Source organism: Petrotoga olearia DSM 13574, assembly GCF_002895525.1.
Classification (GTDB): Bacteria; Thermotogota; Thermotogae; order Petrotogales; family Petrotogaceae; genus Petrotoga; species Petrotoga olearia.
The window spans coordinates 108,413-130,815 of record NZ_AZRL01000004.1 but is presented as its reverse complement, the minus strand read 5'-3'; the positions used below and the strand labels follow the sequence as shown (position 1 = coordinate 130,815).

Genomic DNA, 22,403 nt, shown 5'->3' with positions numbered 1-22,403 from the left:
TGTTCCTCCATTTTTAGTTGTTTTCACGCAGGAGTTCTATATAAAAAGAAATACCTATTCCAAGATTTGAATAAGTCAGAAATAAATTTTTGGTAACAGGTATACGAAAATAGAAATTTTCTTCATTTTTATCAAAGTAAATAGAATCTATCAAAAGGGATTGTGTGCTTGCATTATACACTAATGAGAAATCTTTATTCAAAATATAAACTGAGTCAAGTGTATTATCATCTAAAGAAAAAAGTAAATCTCCCGCTCGAAAATAAAATTTCATAATATCTTCAAATCCGAGAGATATGCCTAATTTGTTTGAAGTTGCTATAGTCAAACCAACTTTTGATTGAGAAAGATCTGTCGCCTTAGTCCAAAAGGACATATTAAAAAGTGATTCTTGAAAGATAATACCAAATTCTAGATCACTGAATGTTAGGACAAAATAATCGTCTAAAACCATGCTAAAACTATTAAAATTTCCTATTAAAAAATATGGATCGTTTCTATTTCCTGGATTTCTATACGAAAATTCGAAGCCCGCTTGATCGAATTTGAAATAATTAATTATATTATCAACATTCGATAATCGAACTTCGTTTTCTGAAGATTCAAAGTCAAAATTGAAATTAGTTTCGTATATATCTTCAAATTTTAAATCAAAAATAAATTCGTTTTTCAAAGTTCCAGTAAAATCACTTAGAAAAAGCACCTTTGACGGACTAGAGGGGAAACTCAAGGTGGAGATTATTGACACAATTAATATAAATAAAAAGGGAAATTTTTTCATATTCTATTTTCCTTTCCCTAATAATTTAAAATGGGGACTTACGTCCCCACCTGTGGGCTCTTACATATTTGCAGCTAGTCTCTCCATTACTTCATCTTCAATCTCGTAATTTCCAAATACTTCTTGAACGTCATCCATGTCGTCTAAGGCATTTAACAATTTTAATAATTTTTCGGCGTCTTCGTCAGATAGCTTAACGGTTGTTTTAGGTAAAAAGGTTAGCTTTTCAGAAACAGTATAACCAGCTTCTTTTAGACCATTCCTAACTTGAGTTAGATTTTCTGGAGCGGTGATGATTTCCAAAGGATCGGTGGTTTCATCCAAATCTTCTGCGCCGACTTCAACAGCGAGTAACATTAATTCGTCGATATCTTCGACTTCCTCTTTGGGGATCGTTATCAGCCCTTTTCGTTCAAAATTCCACGAAACAGAACCTGATTCTGCCAAAGACCCTCCCCATTTCGACAGAACATGGCGAACTTCTTGAGCGGTTCTGTTCTTGTTATCAGTTACAACAGAAATTAGAAGAGCAACTCCCCCTGGCCCGTACGCTTCGTACATAATTTCGGTAAGTTCTTCACCCTCTAATTCACCCGTTCCTTTTTTTATAGCTGATTCGATCTTGTCTTTAGGCATGTTAGCTGCTTTAGCGTTTTCTATAGCTGTTCTTAACCGTGGATTAGCTTCTGGATCTCCTCCGCCTTCTCTAGCAGCTATTGTAAGCTCTCTAATGAGTTTTGTAAACATTTGAGATCTTTTTGCATCTTGTGCGCCTTTTCTGTGTTTAATATTTGCCCATTTATTATGTCCTGACATAATATTCAACCTCCTAACAAACATTGAATAAAAATTATTTTTATTGCGGTTCCTTAAATCAATTAAATTTTTGACAAAAACTATTATACTTTTAAGGATTACATAAGCATTTTTGTTTTCTATCAATTTAATTACTATTTTTTGCTTTTATGAGAAATTTTAAAACTTATAATTTCTTTCACCATTATTTTAGCATTTTTTATTTGGAAAAACAAGCGAAATATTTTTTATAATATAATTTATTACTAAAATTTTCAAAAAATATAAATCAAAATATGGTATGATATCCTCAGGCGTTAAGGGGTAACCCCGGACATTGAGGGGTAAACCCCTCAAACTCCCCAAATTCGCGTAACATCATTTGCGTGGTACATCGTTTGCATAGCAAAAGAGATTTTGGAAAACATTTCTAAAGGAACACATCATTTGTTTCACAAATGAGAAACTGGAAATCGTTTCTAAGGGATTATAAAACACTATTTTGCATAAAGCAGCAAAAAAACATAGTTTGCACAATACAGCAAACAAGCGGAGGTGTTTTTTATAAAGAGTTTCATTATAGGTTTTTTTACTGGAATGGCAATTTTTTTTGCTTTGTTTTTCTATATATACGATTATTACAACAATTCAACTTCTATTTTTCTTGTGGATCCTAGATACAATACGTATCTATTCGATAATGGGGAACAAATACTATCTACAAAATATAAGTATGTTAAGTTAGACGAAATACCTCCAGAATTAATTTACTTCCTTTTGTGGACGGAAGATAGAGAATTCTATGAACATAATGGAATCAATATTAAAGCGATGACGAGAGCCGCATTAACAAATATAAAGAACTTTTCTATAGTTCAAGGTGGGAGTACACTAACTCAACAGCTTGCTAAAACTGTTTACCTTACAAATGAAAGAACTATTAAGAGGAAAATAATGGATATTATGCTTTCTTTCTTTCTGGAGAGGTCTTATACTAAAGAAGAAATTTTGGAAGCTTATGTCAACAGTGTTTATTTAGGGAACGATATTTCTGGATTTGGGGCTGCAGCAAAAAGATATTACGGAAAAGACTTACAAAGTTTAAGTTACGAAGAAATGCTTGTTTTAATAGGGATAATAAACGGACCAGAAGTTTACAATCCCTATAAATACCCAGAAAGGGCTAAAAATCAAGGGATGATAGTTTTAAATTCGTTGCCTAATAATTTCATAATAGAAGGAAAAGATATCCTTACAGGAAAAATAGATAAAATGGTTTTCTATCCTCAAACCTACGATGAAAGATATTTAAATCTAATTTATAGAATCAAAGCTGAAGAAGAAAATATAGGTTTAAAAGGTGGTGGGTATACTATAAAAACCACCTTTAATAAGAATTTATTTGATTCTGTTACAGTGAATTCATCGACCTCTGCAATTGTGATCAACAACAAAACAGGTGAAATATTAAGCTTTTGGGGTGGGGAATACGATGTTTTTTATTCCCAACAACAAGTTGGTTCTGCTATTAAACCGTTTTATTATCTTTTAGCTTTGGAAAATGGTTATGATAAAGATACAACACTTCCAGATCAGCCTATGAAATTTGGTGATTGGGCTCCAGAAAACTTCGATAAAACATACAGAGGAACGGTCACTTTAGAAGAAGCGTTAGTCGATTCTATAAACATTCCTTCTATCTATCTCGCTTCTCATATTGATATATCTCCGCAAAGGTCTATAGAAACAATAAAAAATTTTCTATCTAATATTGTAGGTGTTCAAGGTAAATATCCGAACGATTTAACCTTGGCGTTGGGAACCCTGGAGACAAGTCCATACGAGTTTACAAAAGCTTATTCAATTTTCCCAAATTACGGTCTTATTCCATCTCCTTACATAATTACTGAAGTTTACGATAAGAAAGGGAATTTAATATATAAAAGACATCCAAATATTGAAAGAAAGATTGAGGATATATCCAATGATTCATATGCCGCAATGAATACTTTGATGAGAAAAGTCGTGCTGGAAGGGACAGGGCAAAGAGCAAACGTCTTAGATTTGGATTTACATGGTAAAACGGGAACTTCTGATTTATCAGCTTGGTTTGTTGGATACACAGGTAGCGAGGTGTTAACCAGTATGGTTAAAGGGGAAGATCTTTTATCTTCTTACACTGCTGTCCCCTTGGCAAGAGAGATAGCCACTTCTTTACTTTATTATGGCCAAAGCGAAGAAGTCTATGTTTACCTTAGTTTAAAAAGTATACAAGAAAGTATTTCATTTTTTGAAAGTCCTATTGATTTCGTTTCCACAGGGGGGAACGTTGTGGGGTATTTAAATTCTGTGAAGTTGGATTATCCATTTAAAGAACTTGAAAAAAATATTAATTCAGCCTTGAGAGAAATTCAGTATCTTTATCCTGATGTGATGAAAGAAATCGAACAATGGAAAAAAGAGAATCTGATGGATTTCTTTCAAGATCCATTTTCTTTCATTCAAAACGGTTACGATTTGGAAAGTTACTTGAACAGCATTACTATCGATAAAGATACGCAAGAAAAATTAATGGAGATTTATAATCAAATAAAGTATATATATCCTGATCAATCTAAAATCATCGAAAAGATCTTAGAGTAAAAAATTTCTACTTTTATTTTTTTAAAATTAACAATTAATTAATACTACCAGTTTATTTAGATGGTAAAATAGGCAAATGGATTTTAGAAAATTCTGAGAGATTGGAGGTGCAGAAGTGTACGCCATAGTCTATTTTAATGGTAAACAATACAAGGTAGAAAAAGATCAAGTTATTTACACTGAGAAAGTAAAAAATGTCGATCCAGGGAACGAGTTAGTTTTAGACAAAGTTATTTACTTAAGTAAAGATGACCAGAAAAAAGCTGGTCAACCCTATTTGGACGGAGCAAAAGTAATTACCGAGGTTGTAGAGCATGGGAAAGATAGGAAGGTAAAAATAATCAAATTTGAAGGAAGAAAAAATTATAGAAGAGAAAAAGGTCATAGACAGGAATATACCGCTCTAAAAATAAAAGAAATTGAAGGGTAACTCCAATGATTACGGCAATTTATACCAATTCCCAAAACCCCAGTTTAGAAATTTTTGGACATGCCGAGTTTTCTTCTTTTGGCAAAGATATAGTTTGTAGTGCCGTGAGTGTTTTAACTCAATTTGTTGCAGAAATTCTAAAAAATGAAAGTTTGGGACAGTTTGAGAAAAGAGAGGGATATTTAAAAATTTCGCTCAATCAAGAAACTTACCTCTCTAATTTGTTATTAGATTACTTGCTTAAAAGTTTGGTTGCTATATCTAAAGATTACCCAAGAAATCTTAAGGTGGAGGTTAGATAGAACATGAAAATAGATTTACAACTTTTTGCAAAAAAAAGTTCTGATGTAAATAAAAAAGATAGCAACCCCAAATATCTTGGTGTCAAGGCTTCTGACGGAAAAAAAGTTAAGGCTGGAACTATAATTGTTAGGCAAAGAGGCACTAAGATCCATCCTGGGGAAAACGTTGGAATAGGACGAGACTTCACCATATTTGCTAAAATCGATGGCATCGTTAAGTTCAAAACAAAAAACAACAGGAAGTTCGTCGATGTTTATGGCCTAGAGGACTGATCGGTTTATGCATGGTAGAAGGGTTGCGATAGTTGGGATATTTGGGGCACTCTCTTTTCTTTTAACGTTTATAGAATTCCCAATAATACCTTTGTTACCTTTTTTAAAATTTGATCCCAGTGACAGTTTGATCATTTTAGTTACGATGGGTTATGGTTTTTTCCCTGGATTCTTTACTCTTGTAATAAAAAGCTTTTTATTTATTTTCAGAGCTGGCGATGGGGGATTAATAGGTATATTGATGAATTTTGTAGCCGGAACCGCTTTTATAACCACATTGTATACGATAAAAAATTTCCTAAAATTAAACAACTGGATCAATTATATTATTTCTTCTTTACTAACAGGGGTTGTAGCATATGGAATGAATTATTTTTTAGCTATACCAGTTTATACGAATCAAACAACTTCACAATTTGTTAGCAACATGGGGATAAGTTTGCAATTGTTTTTTTTACTAGTTCTATTGTTTAATTTTATTAAGTTTTTTGTAGATGCGTCAATTTCGCATTTTCTATTGAAGAAAACTAAAATAACAAGTTTTGCTTATGCAAAAAGAGAAGAATGAGGAGGTTTTTGAAATGAATTCTAAATTAGTACAACCTTCATATATCGCTAAAAAAGAGGATATAAAAAGAGAATGGGTCTTGATCGATGCTAAAGATTACACACTTGGAAGATTGGCATCAAGGATTGCCAAAATACTACAAGGGAAACACAAACCAACCTATACACCACATGTAGATTGTGGAGATTTTGTTGTTGTGGTGAATGCAGAAAAAATAAAACTTTCAAAAGACAAAAAAGAAAACAAAGTATACAGAAGATACAGTGGTTATCCTGGAGGGCTCAAAGAAATCTCTTTTGAACAGATGCAAAGTAAACATCCTGAAAGGATAATTAAGTTAGCTGTGAAGGGAATGATGCCAAAGACTATTTTGGCCAAGCATATGATGAAAAAATTGAAGGTATATGTTGGTCCTGATCATCCACACCAGGCTCAGAAACCAAAAGAGATAAAATTAGAAAATATTTAGGCAGGAGGTATTCGAATGGCAGAACTTATCGAATATTACGGAACCGGAAGAAGAAAGACAGCCGTTGCAAGGGTACATTTAAGACCAGGAAACGGTAAGATTAAAATAAACGGAAAAGAATACAAAAGTTTGGTAGAATATTTAAGAGGCAACGAAGTTTGGGAAATGGAAGCTTTAAAACCGCTCACTGTTACATCTACGAATGGACAGTTTGATTTAGTCATAAGGGTTAATGGTGGGGGATTGAGCGGTCAAGCTGGTGCTATTAGACTTGGCATTGCTAGAGCTTTGCTTTCCTATGACGAATCCTTGAGACCTATTTTGAAAAAAGAAGGTTTGCTGACTAGAGATCCTAGAGAGGTAGAAAGAAAGAAATATGGTTTGAGAAAAGCAAGGAAAAGAGCTCAATTTTCAAAAAGATGAGTATTGTACTATTTATTTTGTATTTTTAAGGAATAGTGAAGTTTTATGAGCAGAAATTATGATACCCTGAAAAAAGTGATTGACGAAATTAAAAGCAAAGTTGATATAGTTGATTTCGTCAATTCTTATTTGTCTCTTTCTAAAAGGGGAAAAAATTACACAGCACTATGTCCTTTTCATGCAGAAGATACTCCATCTTTTTATATATTCCCAGAAACTCAAACCTTTCATTGCTTTGGATGTGGAGCCCATGGTGATGTGATCACTTTTTTGGAAAAATATGAACAGATCAGTTTTTTAGATGCATTAAAAAAAATAGCTACTTATGCTGGAATTGAACTAGATATTAATCAAAAAGAAGAACCTGTTGAGATAACTTTCAATGAAGAAGTTTCCAAACTCTATACTTCTAATCTTCTCAACCTTTCTTCGAATCATAAACTTTGGCAGTATCTGAAAAAGAGAGAGATAAACAGAGAATTAGTTGAAGAATTCGAATTAGGGTTTGCCACGGGTCAAGAAATCCAAAAAGTTATCGAAGACAATCTTTTTGATAAAGACATTGCAAAGAATACCGGGTTGTTGATCAATGGGGATAAAGAGTTTTTTTATAACCGTTTAATTATTCCAATCAGAAACAACGTTGGAGAATTAGTTGGCTTTGCAGGTAGACAAATAGAAGAAGAAACGAATGCGCCCAAGTATCTGAATACTCCTGAGAATAAATTTTTTAAAAAATCTAAAATACTTTACAGATATTATAAAAACAAAAAATTCATAAAAGAAAATGATTTCGTGATATTGGTTGAAGGTTACTTTGATGTAATTTCCATGTACAAATTAGGTTTCAAAAACGTTGTGGGAATCTTAGGTTCTGCTTTTACAAAAGATCATGCCCTTGAATTGTTGAAAGCAACTAACAAAGTTGTCACAATGTACGATATGGATGAATCAGGTCGAAAAGCCACTTTATCCACTATCGATGCTTTATTTGCTAAAGACTTTCAAATAGCAGTTTCGAAGTATCCTGCTAAAGATCCAGATGAACTAACCAAAAAACACGATAACAAATACATCGCTGAAATATTAAAGAGCTCATACAAGTTTCATGAATTCATCGTAGATTATTATGCAGAAAAATACGATTTAAGTAATGAATTCGCTTTAGAGAAATATTTGAAAGAAATGTCAAGATGGTATAAAAAAATCGAAGATGTTGGAAGAATAAGTTATTTACAAGGTTTTATAGAAAATATTTCAAAAAAGACGGGAAAAGGTACCGAGTACATTCAAAAAATTTTAGAAAGAACGTCTGCTCTCATACCTGAAAGTTCTGCTTCAAGTGAATCTTATTCACAATCGAAAGATACCGTTTACGTAGAAAAGGATATAAGACACGATATTGCAAAATCTTATTTATTCCTATGGATTAAATATCCTCAATACAGAGAGATACTCAAAAATAATTTCAGCGAGGAGGATTTTTCCAATAAATTACTCAAGGAATTTTTTACTTTAACCTCACAAAACTCAGATATTGGGTATCTACTTGAAAATTCTTCAAAAGAACTAAGTGATTTGATAGTAGAAGTTTGGAAGATAGAATATTTCTTTAATCCTGAGCGAATTCTTTCTTCATTAAAAGAAAGTATTAGAAGAACTAAAATAAACCAACAAATAGAAGAATTGAAGAAAAAACTTCATGAAACAAAAGATCTTTCGGAGAAAACGAATATTACGTCTGAAATCATACAACTTTATTCTAAACTAAAAACAATCAATTGAATAGTAGATTTCATATTTTTAAAAATGGATTTTATATGTTTCAAAAACGATCTAATAACTATCCTATGGAGGTAAACCAATCGATGGAAAAGCTTAAAAACAAGGTGGATTTTTCAGAATTAATAGAAGAAATTGAAAAAATAGAGATCGTTGATCAAGATAAAATCAGGGTTAAAAGAGACAAAGAATGTTATATAGAAGAACTTGAAAAAGGTTTGGAGAATCTCGTAAAAATAGCAAAAAAGAAAAATAATACCATAACTTATCAAGATATAGATGAATGTATACCTCATAATTTATCTGATGTAATTGACGGAAACTTTTTAGAAAAGATTTATGAAAAATTAGAATCCGAAGGAATAGAAATCATTGAATCTTCCCAAGAAGATCAGGTCCAACAGGAAGAAGAATTCTTTAATGAGGATTTGGAAGAGCTTTTTCAAGAAAGGGAATCACAGATATTTGATAACTCTGCTGTAAATGAACCCATAAAGATTTATTTAAGGGAAATAGGAGGGATCAAACTTTTAACCCCTTCAAGGGAAAGACAGCTTGCGATAAGAGCTAAAAAAGGCGACAAAAAAGCCAAAGACGAATTGGTGAAAGCAAATTTAAGATTGGTAATAAGTATAGCAAAAAGATATATGGGAAGAGGATTAACATTCTTAGATTTGATTCAAGAGGGGAATATTGGTTTAATTAGAGCTGTAGAAAAATTTGATTGGAAAAGAGGTTTTAAGTTCTCAACCTACGCTACTTGGTGGGTTAGGCAAGCAATAACAAGAGCTATAGCTGATCAAGCTAGGACAATTAGAATACCTGTTCATTTGGTTGAAACTATAAACAGGATGAATATAGTTATTAGAAAACATCTCCAAGAAACAGGCGAATACCCCACTACCGAAAAGTTAGCCGAATTACTGGATAAACCGTTGGAAAAAATGGATGAAATTTTATTGGCTACTAAAGAGATCATTTCCGTAGATGCTCCGATAAGTGGTTCTGATGACGAAGACGCCTATATTGGAGATTTTTTAGAAGACTCTGAAGCCGATCAACCAGAGGAAATTGCAGTAAGAATGATACTCAAAGAAGAAATCGAAAAAGTTCTGGAATCTTTAAGGCCAAAGGAAGCCACGGTGTTAAAAATGAGATATGGTTTACTTGATGGGAAAATGAAAACACTCGAAGAGGTTGGAAGCTTCTTCAATGTCACAAGAGAAAGAATAAGACAGATTGAAGTAAAAGCTCTAAGGAAGTTAAGGCATCCTTCCAGAAGCTTGCAATTAAAAGAAATAAGCGATATGATAGAAAAAAAGATGTATGATATATAATGGGAGTGTAAATAAATGGAGAAAAATAAGGGGAATGATTTCCTCTTTTTGGGAGAAAAAAACACCCCGAAGGGGGTTCAAGGGAACACCCCGAACGGGGTTAAGGAAAGGTTCCCCTCTTTTCTAGAAAACGAGTTAGATGAGGAACAAAAAGAAGCTGTTATAAAATCAGAAGGAAGATCGATAATAGTTGCAGGTCCAGGCTCTGGAAAAACTCGAGTAATAACCTATAAAATAGCGTATTTGTTAAATAATGGAGTCGAACCTGAAAATATTTTGCTAGTTACGTTCACTAGAGCTGCAGCAAGGGAAATGATCGAAAGAGTAAAGAATGTAACTAACAGAAATTTGGACAAAATGCTCGCGGGTACATTTCATCATGTGTGTAATTCTATTCTCAGAAAGTATGCCACAATTTTAGATTACAAAAATAATTTCAGCATTCTCGACAAAGAAGATTCAAAAGATTTATTGAAAATGGCTAAAAGTGAGTACATCAAAGAAATCAGTGATAATTACAAACTTCCCAAAGAAGAAGTAATAATGAAAATTATAAGTTATTCATGTAACACATTGACCTCTTTAAGAGAAGCCATACTTGAAAGGGCCCCCTATTTGTTGAATTTCGAAAGAGACATTGAACAAATCTGGGGTATATATACCCAATTAAAAAAAGATATGAACGCCATGGACTACGACGATCTATTAGTGAATACTTTAGTTTTATTCAAAACTCATCCAGAAGTACTAAAAAAGTGTTCAAGCCAATTTAAATACGTTTTAGTTGACGAATTTCAAGATACAAACAAAATTCAAATCGAATTGGTTGAAGCTCTATCCTCGGTTCATGGGAATTTGATAGTTGTTGGAGACGACTCCCAAAGCATATATTCATTCAGAGGGGCTTTATTTAAAAACATAAAAGATTTCATTGAAGATGAGAGAACAAAAGTTTTCAAAATACAAAGTAATTACAGAAGTACCTCTGATATAGTAGGCTTTATTAATCATCTAATGCCGTCTAACTCTGTTCCTAAAGTCCTCAAACCCAAAAGAAAAAGTTATTTAAAACCTTTTGTTGTGGAAACTTTTGACGATTTAGAACAAGCCGATGCCGTAGTCAAAATCATAGAAGATAAATTAAAAGAAGGTTTAGAGTACAAAGATATCGCAGTACTATATAGATCACATTCGTTATCAATGGTATTACAACAAAAATTGGATTCAAAAGGGATTCCTTACAGAATACTATCTGGGTTGAGATTCATCGAAACCGCCCATATTAAAGACATATTAGCTTTTTTAAAGATATTAAACAATCCTTTAGATAAGATTTCATGGATGAGAGTTTTAAAATTATTCCCTGGAATTGGTAACAAAACAGCAACCAGGATTTATGAAGAATTAGAAACCAAAATAAATGAAGAACAGGATAACATCTCAAATATATTGAAAGAAACTGAAATAAATAAATTCAAAACACCCCTTGAATTATTGACAAAACTTTTTGAAAAGAAAGAAAGTACTCCTGACGAGTTGATAGATATTGTTTATCAGGATTTCTACCAAGAATATTCTTTCTTAACCTTTACGGATTCTAAATCTAGAAACATGGATATTGAAAGATTTAGTGAAATTGCTAGTAGATACGATTCCGTAAGTGCTTTTATAGAAGATTTGACGCTTAGCGAAGAGATTGGGGTAATGGCTCCAAGCAGAGATAAAGATGAAAATAAGTTGACTTTGACAACGGTTCATGGGGCAAAAGGGTTGGAGTGGAAAGTAGTTATTCTCATATCTGTAAACCCAGGAGATTTTCCCAACGGACTTGCAATTAAGGAACAAAAATTAGAAGAAGAAGAAAGGCTCTTCTATGTTGCTATTACAAGGGCAAAGAATGAATTATACATTTTAAAACAATTAACTGGTACAACCAACCCTTATCTAAAAAATTCGTTTTATTTTGTTAAAAAAGAAAACGACTTTATCAAAAAAATTCCAGAGGAAATGGTCAATCTTTTGAGAATCAATTATAAATAACAGTATATTATTTAAATTGTTATATTTAATTAATTTTTAATTAAGGTCTAATAATGTAAAATATCCACTGGCGTTTTTCTATTTTTTAAAATATATGAAAACCATACATTCTATCAATAAGTAATTAAAATAAAGCAGAAGGAGGTGAACTCTCATTTTCGAGGGTATTATTTTAGTGGTTCCCCTTGAGATGAGAAAAATCTAAGTGCCAACGATTAATCAATTAATAAGATATGGAAGAAAATCTGTAAAGAAAAAGACCAAATCTCCTGCATTACGAGGTAACCCTCAAAAACGGGGTGTTTGTGTAAGAGTATCAACTATGACCCCGAAAAAGCCTAATTCAGCTTTAAGGAAGATTGCAAGGGTTAAACTATCGAATGGAATTGAAGTAACTTGTTATATACCAGGAGAAGGTCATAATCTGCAAGAACATTCTAACGTTTTGGTAAGAGGTGGAAGGGTAAAGGATTTGCCTGGCGTAAGGTATAAGATAATCAGAGGAACTTTGGACGCTGCTGGTGTTGAAGGTAGAAAACAAGGTAGAAGCAAATACGGTACCAAAAAACCAAAGGCTTAATAAGGAGGCTCTTTACTGAATGAGAAGAAGAACTGCTGAAAAAAGAGACATAGTTCCAGATCCTGTTTATGGAGATGTTTTGCTTTCTAAATTTATAAATAGGTTGATGTATGATGGGAAAAAATCTTTAGCTCAAGAAATAGTGTATTCTTCTTTGCAAAAATTGGCTGAAACTACAAAAGAAGATCCCATAGAGGCTTTTCATAAAGCAATAGATAATGTTAAACCTTTAGTAGAAGTCAGATCAAGAAGGGTCGGAGGTTCAACATATCAAGTACCTTTTGAGGTACCTGAAAATAGAGCTACTTCTTTAGCTATAAGATGGATAGTTACTTCTGCGCAATCGAAAAAAGGCAGAGATATGATTAGCAAACTATCTCAAGAGTTGATAGACGCGTATAACAATACAGGACCTTCTGTGAAAAAGAAAGAAGATGTTCATAGGATGGCTGAAGCGAATAGAGCTTTTGCACATTTCAGATGGTAGTATAGCAGTTTAGTAGGAGGGATTGTTTTGAAAGAAAGATTATACCCCATAGAAAAAATAAGAAATATAGGAATAGTTGCCCATATAGATGCAGGAAAAACAACTACTACCGAAAGAATTTTATTTTATACGGGGACAAAACACAAATTGGGAAATGTTGATGAAGGTACAACCGAAACAGATTGGATGGATCAAGAAAAAGAAAGAGGTATTACCATAACCTCGGCGGCAACTTCTGCCTTTTGGAAGGATCATAGGATAAATATAATTGATACACCAGGCCACGTTGATTTTACAGTTGAGGTTGAAAGATCATTACGTGTTTTAGATGGTGCTATTGCCGTTTTTGACGCTCAAGTTGGGGTTGAACCACAATCTGAAACAGTCTGGAGGCAAGCTGACAGATACCAAGTGCCAAGAATTGCCTTTATGAATAAAATGGATAAAATTGGGGCAAATTTTTTTAACGCTATACAAACAATGAAAGATAAGTTGGGGGCAAATCCTATAGCTTTACAAGTACCAATAGGTTCTGAGTCGGATTTTGAAGGCGTAGTTGATTTGCTAACGATGGAGGCACTATATTGGAAAGATGAAAATGGTCAAACAATTGAAAGAACTAGTATTCCAGATGATTTAATAGATTTTTGTGAATCGAAGAGAGAGGATTTAATTGCCACAATTGCAGAAGTTGATGAAGACATAATGGAACTTTATATAGAAGAAGAAGAAATTCCTGTGGATAAATTAAAAGAAGCGATAAGAAAATCAACCATTCAAAATAAAATAGTGCCCGTCCTTTGTGGGAGCTCCTTTAAAAACAAAGGTGTTCAACCATTATTGGATTCAGTTATTGATTATCTTCCTTCTCCTTTAGATATGCCTCCTGTTAAAGCATTCGATGGAATGACGGGAGAGTTTGTAAAAGACGTTCTTCCCTCCGAAAGCGAAGATTTTTTCGCCTTAGCTTTTAAGATTATGGCTGACCCGTTTATTGGTAAGTTAACTTTTGCCAGAGTCTATTCAGGAACTTTAAAGAAGGGTAGTTATGTAGTCAATACCACAAAAAATAAAACAGAAAGGGTAGCTAGACTTGTTTTTCTTCACGCTGACAAAAGGGAAGAAGTTGATTACATAAGGGCTGGAGACATTGTTGGATTAATTGGTTTAAAGGATACTTCTACTGGGGATACACTCTCAGATAAAGAATGTAACATGGTTTTAGAAAAACTGGAGTTCCCAGAACCCGTTATTTCGGTTTCCATTGAACCTGAAACCAAAGATGATGAAGCCAAATTGGGGAAAGCTCTTAATGCTTTAACAGAGGAAGACCCAAGTTTAAGAAGTTTTGTTGATCATGAAACCGGAGAAACTATATTATCCGGAATGGGAGAATTGCACTTAGATATTATCATTGAGAGAATTAAAAGAGAATACAAGGTGAACGTTAAAGTAGGCCAACCGCGTGTGGCATACAAAGAAACGATCAAACTCCCAGCCGAAGCTGAAGGAAAATATATCAGGCAAACGGGAGGGCGAGGACAGTATGGGCATGTTAAACTTAGAGTTGAACCGTTGCCTCTGAATAGTGAAAAAGAATTCGAATTTGTGGATAAAATAGTAGGAGGAGTCATACCAAAAGAGTATATACCAGCCATAGAGAATGGTGTAAAAGAAAGTATGCTCGATGGTGTCTTATTAGGATATCCAATGGTTGCTGTGAAAGTGGAAGTTTTTGACGGTTCCTACCATGAAGTTGACTCTTCAGAAATGGCCTTTAAAATAGCTGCATCTATGGCTTTTAAAGATGCTGTTAAAAAAGCCAAACCAGTTTTGTTAGAGCCTGTCATGAAAGTTGACGTTACAACTCCTGAAGAATATATGGGGGATATAATTGCAGATTTAAGCTCAAGAAGAGGAAGAATAGAAAGTTTTGAAAACGTTGGAGGAACGAACATCAGAGTAGTACATGCTTATGTTCCGTTATCAGAACTATTTGGATACGCCACCATAATGAGATCTCTTTCGCAAGGAAGAGCAACCAGTTCGATTCAATTTTCTCATTATGAAGAAGTTCCTGAGCAAGTAACTCAAAAACTTTTAAGTAGGGAATAAGGTTCAAATTGGGATCGAAGGGGAGCTATAATATACCATTTTAAAATTTCTAAAGACCGTATAATAATAATTTACAAGGAGGAGATAGAACAATGGCTAAAGAGAAGTTCGTTAGGGCAAAGGCACACATGAACGTAGGGACTATCGGTCATATTGACCATGGGAAAACAACTTTAACCGCAGCTATAACCAAAGCTTTATCTTACAAAGGTGGAGCAGACTTCACACCTTTTGACATGATAGATAAAGCCCCTGAAGAAAAAGCAAGAGGAATCACCATCAGCGTTTCACACGTTGAATATCAAACAGAAAAAAGACATTATGCACATATAGATTGTCCAGGTCACGCAGACTATATAAAAAATATGATAACTGGTGCAGCGCAAATGGATGGAGCTATCTTGGTTGTAGCCGCAACTGATGGTGTTATGCCACAAACGAGAGAACATGTTTTGTTAGCAAGGCAGGTTAACGTTCCAGCTATAACTGTTTTTATAAACAAAGTTGACATGGTTGATGACGAAGAATTAATAGACTTAGTAGAAATGGAAGTTAGAGACCTTCTAAGTAGCTACGAATTCCCAGGAGATGAAGTTCCAGTTATAAGGGGCTCAGCTCTAAAGGCATTGGAAGAAGATAACCCAGATGGTCCTTGGACACAAAAGATATATGAACTTATGGATGCGGTTGATTCTTACTTCCCAGATCCAGTAAGAGAAATTGACAAACCTTTCTTGATGCCCATAGAAGATATTTTCAGCATTACTGGAAGGGGAACGGTTGTTACTGGAAGAATTGAAAGAGGTGTTGTCCACACCGGAGATCAAGTTGAAATAATTGGTTTGAGTTATGAAACAAAAAAGACTGTAGTAACCGGAGTTGAGATGTTTAGAAAAATACTCGATGAAGGTGAAGCCGGAGACAACGTTGGATGTCTTTTAAGAGGTATAGAAAAAGATGAAGTAAAAAGAGGTCAAGTACTTGCTGCTCCTGGTTCAATCACGCCACACAAAAAATTCAAGGCAGAGGTATACGTATTGAAAAAGGAAGAGGGGGGAAGACACACACCTTTTACCAAAGGTTACAGACCTCAATTTTATATTAGAACAGCAGATGTTACGGGAACTCTTGTAGAATTTTCCAGTGGAGCAGAGATGGTAATGCCAGGCGACAACATCAATATGACAGTAGAATTAATCTATCCTGTAGCTCTCGAAACTGGAATGAGATTCGCTATAAGAGAAGGCGGAAGGACCGTAGGAGCCGGTGTTGTTACAGAAATAATTGAATAATAAATTTGAAAGTTTTATTGTACGGGGAGCTTCAGCTCCCCTTACTAATGAGTTCAAAGGAGGTTAATAAAAAAATTATGGCCGGTAATAACTACATAAAAATAAGGTTAAAGGGATACGACCATAGATTACTGGACGAATCGTCCAAAAAAATCATAGATGCCGTAAAAGATACAGAAGCTAAAGTTTCCGGTCCTATTCCATTACCAAATAAGAGAACTGTGTATTCGGTTATAAGATCCCCACATAAATATTCTTATTCAATGGAACAATTTGAAAAAATCGTTCATAAAAGAGTTATATACATCTACAATGCTTCATCCGAGACAGTTACTAAACTGTTGAAAGTCAACATTCCGGCGGGAGTATCAGTAGACATAAAAGCTTGATGCCATTGTAATTTTTAAAAAATTAATACAGATATCATTCGGGCTCTGGAGGTCAACTACCCTCGTCTAAAGACGGAGACAAAAAGTCTCGGAGTTGACCAGCCTAAGTTCCAAGACAGCCTCACGGCGGATAAGAGAGACAGCCTTACGGCAAAGTTGGAGAACTACGTTATTCTGGTCATGACACCTTGGAATGCCCGAGCCAGTTCCAAGCTCTGTCGTTCAACATTAAACAGGCATACGGGGTTGAAGTCAGTGTGTTGAATGTAAAAAAGCCAGAATAACATTGGCGAGGCTCACATTACCCTGATAGGGAGAAAGGAAGGTAACTTCCGTGCAAAGGGTATTCGTATTAGATAAAAACAAGAGACCACTTATGCCATGCCATCCTGCTAGGGCAAGAGAGTTATTGAAGAAAGGGAAAGCAGCAGTATTTCGATACCATCCATTCACAATTATTCTGAAAGATCGTGCAGGCGGCGACACGCAACCTACGCATGTTAAGATCGATCCTGGAAGTAAGATCACTGGAGTTGCTTTAATAGGCAATTTTAAGAATGGTAAGAAAGTTATTTGGAGCGCTGAAATTCAACACAGAGGACAAAGTATCAAAAAAGCGTTAGATACTCGTAGAGCTTTAAGACGTTCACGAAGAAACCGAAAGACAAGGTATCGTAAAGCAAGGTTTGATAACAGGGAACGATCAAAAGATTGGTTACCACCTAGTCTTATGAGTCGTGTAGAAAATATACTCACATGGATCAAACGTATGAGACACTTTGCACTAATTACAGGTATTTCAATGGAGTTAGTCCGTTTTGACACTCAAAAGCTACAAAATCCAGAGATCAAGGGAATAGAGTATCAACGAGGAACACTGTATGGATACGAAATAAAAGAGTATCTCCTTGAAAAATGGGGTAGGAAATGTGTATATTGTGGTAAAGAGAATGTACCGTTAGAAATAGAACATATCATACCCAAATCTAAAGGTGGAAGTGACAGAATAAGTAATTTAACATTAGCCTTTCACGAATGTAATCAGAAGAAAGGTAATCAATCTATCGAAGAATTCTTAGCCAATAATCCAGAAAGGTTAAACCAAATTAAATCAGAATCAAAGAAATCACTCAAAGATACAGCAGCAGTCAACGCAACACGTTGGTATCTATTCAACCAGTTAAAGAAAGAAAGATTACTTATCGAAGTTGGAACTGGAGGAAAAACAAAGTACAATCGTGAGACACAAAATTATCCCAAGAAACATTGGATAGATGCAGCTTGTGTAGGAGAAAGTGGTCAAAATGTTCAAATTGAACCTGATATGCAAGTTTTAGAAATCACAGCGATGGGTCATGGAACACGTAAGATGTGTAATGTAGATAAATATGGTTTTCCAAGAAGTCATCGCCGAGCAAAAAACGCCCCGAACGGGGTCAAGGGAAGAACATATATGGGATACAAAACAGGCGATATAGTATTGGCAGTTATACCAAAAGGGAAAAATGCAGGTATCCATATTGGACGAATTGCAATACGTCAACAACCAAATTTCAAGTTGAATGATCTAGATGGTATAAATCCAAAATATTTGAGGTTATTGCAAAGGAATGACGGTTATGGATATCAAACAGCAAGAAAGGAGGGAGAAAAATTACTGCATTCCTCTTACCACTAAAGAGGCGAGTCTTCTGCAGTAGTTTTTCGAGAAAATATGAAAGGAATTTTAGGAAAAAAAGTTGGAATGACTCGAATTTTTAAAGATGAAAAAGCCATCCCGGTGACAGTTATCAAAGCTGGACCATGTGTGGTAGTTCAAAAGAAAACTATAGCAACAGATGGATACAACGCCATTCAGATAGGTTTTGAAGAGATAACTGAAAGAAAAGCAAACAAACCGTTGATGGGTCATTTCAAAAAAGCACAAGTACAACCTTTAAGGTATTTAAGAGAATTTAGAGTAGATAATGTAGATGATTACGAAATTGGGCAAAAAATCGATGTGTCAATTTTTTCCGAAGGAGAAAAGATTGATTTAATAGGAAAATCAAAAGGTCGAGGATACTCAGGTGTCATGAAAAGATGGAATTTTAGAGGTGGAGAAAATTCACATGGCTCAAAATTTCATAGAGGTCTGGGATCAACAGGAATGGCTACATATCCTTCAAAGGTATTCAAAGGGAAAAAGATGCCCGGTCAATATGGAAATGAAAGGGTAACCATTCAAAACTCAGAAGTAGTTTACATTGATGTACAAAACAATATAATAGCGGTCAAAGGCGGAGTTCCAGGAGCGAGGGGCGGATTGGTAACAATAAGAGAAGCCGTTAAGGCAAAGCGCCCAAAAACGAAGTAAGGAGGTCTATTAGGAAATGTCACAGATAGATGTATACAATATTCAAAATGAAAAAGTTGGAACGTTAGATCTAAAAGATGAAATCTTTAACATTGATCCAAATATGGATGTACTATATAGGTACGTTGATATGCAATTAACCAACAAAAGGGCAGGGACAGCTTCTACTAAGACTAGAAGTGAAGTTAGAGGAGGAGGCCGAAAACCGTGGCCTCAAAAGCATTTGGGTAGAGCAAGAGCCGGATCGATTAGATCCCCTCTTTTCCGACACGGTGGAGTAGCTTTTGGGCCAAAACCCAGGGAATTTCACAAAGACCTCAACAAAAAAATGAAAAGACTAGCTTTAAAGTCTGCCTTAAGTGTCAGGTATAGAGAAAATAATTTAATTGTCTTAGATGATGTTAAATTTGAAAAGCCGAGAACGAAAGATGTAAAAAATATTTTGGCCAAATTTGGTGTGGAAAGTAAAAAAGTTTTATTTTTATTACCTTATAACCAGGAACCTTACGAAAACTTCAAACTGTCAGCAAGGAATTTGCCGAAAGTGAAAGTAATTATAGCGGATAACCCTGGTCAAAATAAAAAGAATGTGGACGGTTTAAATGTATTCGATTTAATAAACAATGAAAAAATTGTGCTTACCAAGGAAATGGTTAATAAAATCGAGGAGGTGATCGGCTGATGGAGCTTCAAAAAGCTTACGATATTATTATTAGGCCGATCTTAACAGAAAAAACCTATTCTCTTATGCAAGAACGAAAATACACATTTGAAGTTGTAAAAAATGCTACTAAACCAGAAATAAAGGAAGCCATCGAAACAATATTCAAAGTCAAAGTAGAAAAAGTGTACGTAATGAATATGAAACCCAAACCAAAAAGATTGGGAAGAAGTGAAGGGTATACCAGAGGATGGAAAAAAGCAATAGTTAAATTAGGAGAAGGTTACGTTATAAGAGAATTGCAAGGCAGTTTGTAGGAGAGGTGAATAAATAATGGCGTTAAAACAATACAAGCCCGTAACACCTTCACGAAGATATATGACGACTTCAGATTTTTCTGAATTATCAAAAGTAAAACCTGAAAAGAGTTTACTGGAACCATTGAAAAAAACAGGTGGAAGGAACCACTATGGTCGAGTTACAATGAGGCATCGTGGTGGTGGGCATAAAAGAAAATACAGAGTAATCGACTTTAAAAGAAATAAAGTAAATATCCCCGCAAAAGTTGCCTCAATAGAGTACGATCCTAACAGAAGCGCAAGGATAGCTCTATTAGTATACGCAGATGGAGAAAAAAGGTATATATTAGCTCCCAAGGGATTAAAAGTTGGAGAAACTGTAATGAGTGGTGCAAATGCTGAAATCAAAGTTGGTAATTGCCTACCTTTGGAGAATATTCCTTTAGGAACGCTAGTACACAACATAGAATTTGAACCAGGCAGAGGTGGAAAAATAGCAAAATCCGCAGGAACTTATGCTCAGTTAATGGCTAAAGAAGGTAAATATGCACTTTTAAAAATGCCTTCTACTGAGTTGAGAAGGGTTCGCTTAAGTTGCATGGCCACCATTGGTGTAGTAAGCAACGAAGACCATTCCAACGAAGTTTACGGTAAAGCCGGAAAAACCAGATGGTTGGGAAGAAGGCCCAAGGTAAGAGGTATGGTGCAAAATCCAGTAGACCACCCGATGGGTGGTGGAGAAGGTAGAAGTAAAGGTCACATTCCTAAATCTCCATGGGGAACCCCTGCTAAAGGATATAAAACAAGAAGAGGGAAAAAACAATCCGATAAATTTATCGTAAGAAGAAGAGTAAAGTAAGTATTTTTAGCCTTGTGGGCGGGCTGCGGGGCGAAGGGGCGCTGAAAGAAGCTTTAGAGTTTCTGAAGACAGTATAAACAGAAAAAGCAAGGAGGTGCAATAGGTGGGAAGATCTTTGAAAAAAGGTCCATATGTTCATCCAAGTCTCATTAAAAAGATCAGAGAGATGAACGAAAAAGGTGAAAAAAAGGTTATTAAAACATGGTCAAGGGCCTCGATGATTCTACCAGAAATGGTTGGGCACACAATAGCGGTTCATAACGGAATGAAACACATACCCGTTTATATAACTGAACAAATGATTGGTCATAGATTGGGTGAGTTTTCTCCAACCAGAAGGTTTGGAGGGCATCCAGACAAAAAAGCGGTTAAAGGAAAGATTGAAAAGCAAGGTTGAGGAGGGTAGTTTATGGCTACTAATACTAATGTTTCTAGAGTTCAACAAGATGGTAGAAAAGTAAAAAGATCTACATATCATAGATTAAGAAAAGAAAAAGAAGCTTCTGAACCAATTGTTGAAGCAAGAGCAGTTACAAAATACGTAAGAATATCACCTAAGAAAGCTAGATCTATGGCAAACTCAATAAGGAATAAAGACATAAGTGAAGCACTTCAAATACTCACTTTTAGTCCAAAAAAATCAGCACGTATACTATACAAAACTTTGATGTCGGCTATTGCTAATGCCGAGAACAATTTTGGATTAAACGCTGAAAATCTCTATGTTTCTGAAATAATGGTGAATGAAGGTCCTAGGTTAAAAAGATTATGGCCAAGGTCTCATGGAAGAGCAGATATCCTTCAAAAAAGAATGAGCCATATTTATATAACCGTGAGAGACAAAAGTGCCGATAAATAAAGTGAGGTGAAATAAGTGGGATCAAAAGTGCATCCGAACGGTTTCAGATTAGGAAACAACAAAAATTGGAAATCTGTATGGTTTAACGAAAAGAATTATTCAGATTATTTACATGAAGATGAAAAGATAAGGAATTATCTAAAATCAAATTACGAAGCCGCTGGGATTTCGGAGATATTAATTGAAAGACCTAGTGATTCGTTAATAAGAATAGATATCTATGGTGCGAGACTAGGAATTTTGATTGGACGTAAAGGCGCAGAAATGAAAAAAATCAGAGATGATTTGAAAAACATAGTAGGGGATAAAGATGTTAAGGTCTACGCTCAAGAAGTAAAAAATCCTTACGTTGACGCTCAACTCATAGCTGAAGATGTATCCGGTCAACTTCAAAGAAGGGTCTCACACAAAGTTGCTATGAAAAGAGCTATAACCAACGCCATGAGACGAGGCGCTAAAGGCGTAAAAATTATGGTTTCTGGAAGGCTTGGTGGTGCAGAAATAGCAAGAACCGAATGGTATATGGAAGGTAGATTACCTCTTCAAACCTTGAGATCAAACATTGATTATGCGGTAGTTCATTCTCAAACTAAATACGGCACCATAGGGATAAAAGTTTGGGTCTATCATGGTGATACGCTAATTCAATAATATTTCCTCCAG

25 protein-coding genes are annotated in these 22,403 nt (G+C 34.8%); 23 read left to right on the top strand and 2 right to left on the bottom strand.

Annotated elements, in window-relative coordinates; genetic code table 11:
• Positions 1-13: 13 nt before the first annotated feature.
• Positions 14-703 carry a hypothetical protein gene (locus tag X929_RS02450; RefSeq protein WP_146255761.1) on the bottom strand — a complete coding sequence of 230 codons (690 nt, stop codon included), beginning with the start codon at positions 701-703 and terminating at the stop codon, positions 14-16.
• 138 nt (positions 704-841) lie between these two features.
• Positions 842-1,597, bottom strand: a complete 756-nt coding sequence (locus X929_RS02445) for a YebC/PmpR family DNA-binding transcriptional regulator (RefSeq protein ID WP_103066458.1) — start codon at positions 1,595-1,597, stop codon at positions 842-844.
• A 534-nt stretch (positions 1,598-2,131) separates the two neighbouring features.
• Between X929_RS02445 and X929_RS02440 the strand changes: the two genes are divergently transcribed.
• From X929_RS02440 to rpsC, 23 genes are all read left to right on the top strand, one after another.
• Positions 2,132-4,219, top strand: coding sequence for a transglycosylase domain-containing protein (locus tag X929_RS02440; RefSeq protein WP_103066457.1), 2,088 nt, complete (start codon positions 2,132-2,134; stop codon positions 4,217-4,219).
• A 115-nt stretch (positions 4,220-4,334) separates the two neighbouring features.
• Positions 4,335-4,649, top strand: coding sequence for a 50S ribosomal protein L21 (gene rplU / locus X929_RS02435; protein WP_103066456.1), 315 nt, complete (start codon positions 4,335-4,337; stop codon positions 4,647-4,649).
• Positions 4,650-4,654: 5 nt separating this feature from the next.
• A complete protein-coding gene (locus tag X929_RS02430; protein WP_103066455.1) occupies positions 4,655-4,951 on the top strand; it encodes a ribosomal-processing cysteine protease Prp in 297 nt (98 codons plus the stop codon).
• Positions 4,952-4,954: 3 nt separating this feature from the next.
• Positions 4,955-5,224, top strand: coding sequence for a 50S ribosomal protein L27 (rpmA, locus tag X929_RS02425; RefSeq protein ID WP_103066454.1), 270 nt, complete (start codon positions 4,955-4,957; stop codon positions 5,222-5,224).
• Positions 5,225-5,231: 7 nt separating this feature from the next.
• Positions 5,232-5,792: an ECF transporter S component gene (locus tag X929_RS02420; protein WP_103066453.1), complete on the top strand. Its 561-nt coding sequence runs from the start codon at positions 5,232-5,234 to the stop codon at positions 5,790-5,792.
• A 13-nt stretch (positions 5,793-5,805) separates the two neighbouring features.
• Positions 5,806-6,261, top strand: coding sequence for a 50S ribosomal protein L13 (gene rplM / locus X929_RS02415; protein WP_103066452.1), 456 nt, complete (start codon positions 5,806-5,808; stop codon positions 6,259-6,261).
• A 15-nt stretch (positions 6,262-6,276) separates the two neighbouring features.
• Positions 6,277-6,684: a 30S ribosomal protein S9 gene (rpsI, locus tag X929_RS02410; protein ID WP_103066451.1), complete on the top strand. Its 408-nt coding sequence runs from the start codon at positions 6,277-6,279 to the stop codon at positions 6,682-6,684.
• 75 nt (positions 6,685-6,759) lie between these two features.
• Complete coding sequence (gene dnaG / locus X929_RS02405) at positions 6,760-8,469, top strand: DNA primase (protein WP_169924917.1); 1,710 nt, start codon at positions 6,760-6,762, stop codon at positions 8,467-8,469.
• An 83-nt stretch (positions 8,470-8,552) separates the two neighbouring features.
• Positions 8,553-9,803 carry an RNA polymerase sigma factor RpoD gene (gene rpoD, locus X929_RS02400; RefSeq protein ID WP_103066449.1) on the top strand — a complete coding sequence of 417 codons (1,251 nt, stop codon included), beginning with the start codon at positions 8,553-8,555 and terminating at the stop codon, positions 9,801-9,803.
• A 15-nt stretch (positions 9,804-9,818) separates the two neighbouring features.
• On the top strand, positions 9,819-11,843 hold the full coding sequence (locus tag X929_RS02395) for an ATP-dependent helicase (protein ID WP_103066448.1): 2,025 nt from the start codon (positions 9,819-9,821) through the stop codon (positions 11,841-11,843).
• Positions 11,844-12,048: 205 nt separating this feature from the next.
• Positions 12,049-12,423 (top strand): 30S ribosomal protein S12, encoded by a 375-nt coding sequence (gene rpsL / locus X929_RS02390; RefSeq protein ID WP_103066447.1) that lies wholly within the window; start codon positions 12,049-12,051, stop codon positions 12,421-12,423.
• A 19-nt stretch (positions 12,424-12,442) separates the two neighbouring features.
• Positions 12,443-12,910 carry a 30S ribosomal protein S7 gene (rpsG, locus tag X929_RS02385; protein ID WP_103066446.1) on the top strand — a complete coding sequence of 156 codons (468 nt, stop codon included), beginning with the start codon at positions 12,443-12,445 and terminating at the stop codon, positions 12,908-12,910.
• A 27-nt stretch (positions 12,911-12,937) separates the two neighbouring features.
• A complete protein-coding gene (gene fusA, locus X929_RS02380; RefSeq protein WP_103066445.1) occupies positions 12,938-15,025 on the top strand; it encodes an elongation factor G in 2,088 nt (695 codons plus the stop codon).
• 92 nt (positions 15,026-15,117) lie between these two features.
• A complete protein-coding gene (gene tuf / locus X929_RS02375; protein ID WP_103066444.1) occupies positions 15,118-16,317 on the top strand; it encodes an elongation factor Tu in 1,200 nt (399 codons plus the stop codon).
• 77 nt (positions 16,318-16,394) lie between these two features.
• On the top strand, positions 16,395-16,706 hold the full coding sequence (gene rpsJ, locus X929_RS02370; protein ID WP_103066443.1) for a 30S ribosomal protein S10: 312 nt from the start codon (positions 16,395-16,397) through the stop codon (positions 16,704-16,706).
• Between the two features lie 334 nt (positions 16,707-17,040).
• Positions 17,041-18,384 carry an RNA-guided endonuclease IscB gene (gene iscB / locus X929_RS02365; protein WP_245858630.1) on the top strand — a complete coding sequence of 448 codons (1,344 nt, stop codon included), beginning with the start codon at positions 17,041-17,043 and terminating at the stop codon, positions 18,382-18,384.
• A gap of 36 nt (positions 18,385-18,420) precedes the next feature.
• Entirely contained in the window at positions 18,421-19,062 is a 642-nt protein-coding gene (gene rplC, locus X929_RS02360; protein ID WP_103066442.1) for a 50S ribosomal protein L3, read from the top strand.
• A 16-nt stretch (positions 19,063-19,078) separates the two neighbouring features.
• The gene (rplD, locus tag X929_RS02355) at positions 19,079-19,744 is read left to right on the top strand and encodes a 50S ribosomal protein L4 (RefSeq protein ID WP_103066441.1); all 666 of its coding nucleotides are present in this window, start codon (positions 19,079-19,081) and stop codon (positions 19,742-19,744) included.
• Positions 19,744-20,040, top strand: a complete 297-nt coding sequence (rplW, locus tag X929_RS02350) for a 50S ribosomal protein L23 (protein ID WP_103066440.1) — start codon at positions 19,744-19,746, stop codon at positions 20,038-20,040. Before rplD ends, rplW begins: the two co-directional genes overlap by 1 nt.
• A gap of 16 nt (positions 20,041-20,056) precedes the next feature.
• The gene (gene rplB / locus X929_RS02345) at positions 20,057-20,881 is read left to right on the top strand and encodes a 50S ribosomal protein L2 (protein WP_103066439.1); all 825 of its coding nucleotides are present in this window, start codon (positions 20,057-20,059) and stop codon (positions 20,879-20,881) included.
• A 103-nt stretch (positions 20,882-20,984) separates the two neighbouring features.
• The gene (rpsS, locus tag X929_RS02340) at positions 20,985-21,278 is read left to right on the top strand and encodes a 30S ribosomal protein S19 (protein WP_012208613.1); all 294 of its coding nucleotides are present in this window, start codon (positions 20,985-20,987) and stop codon (positions 21,276-21,278) included.
• 12 nt (positions 21,279-21,290) lie between these two features.
• Entirely contained in the window at positions 21,291-21,740 is a 450-nt protein-coding gene (rplV, locus tag X929_RS02335) for a 50S ribosomal protein L22 (RefSeq protein WP_103066438.1), read from the top strand.
• A 15-nt stretch (positions 21,741-21,755) separates the two neighbouring features.
• Positions 21,756-22,391, top strand: coding sequence for a 30S ribosomal protein S3 (gene rpsC / locus X929_RS02330; RefSeq protein WP_103066437.1), 636 nt, complete (start codon positions 21,756-21,758; stop codon positions 22,389-22,391).
• Positions 22,392-22,403: the final 12 nt, after the last annotated feature.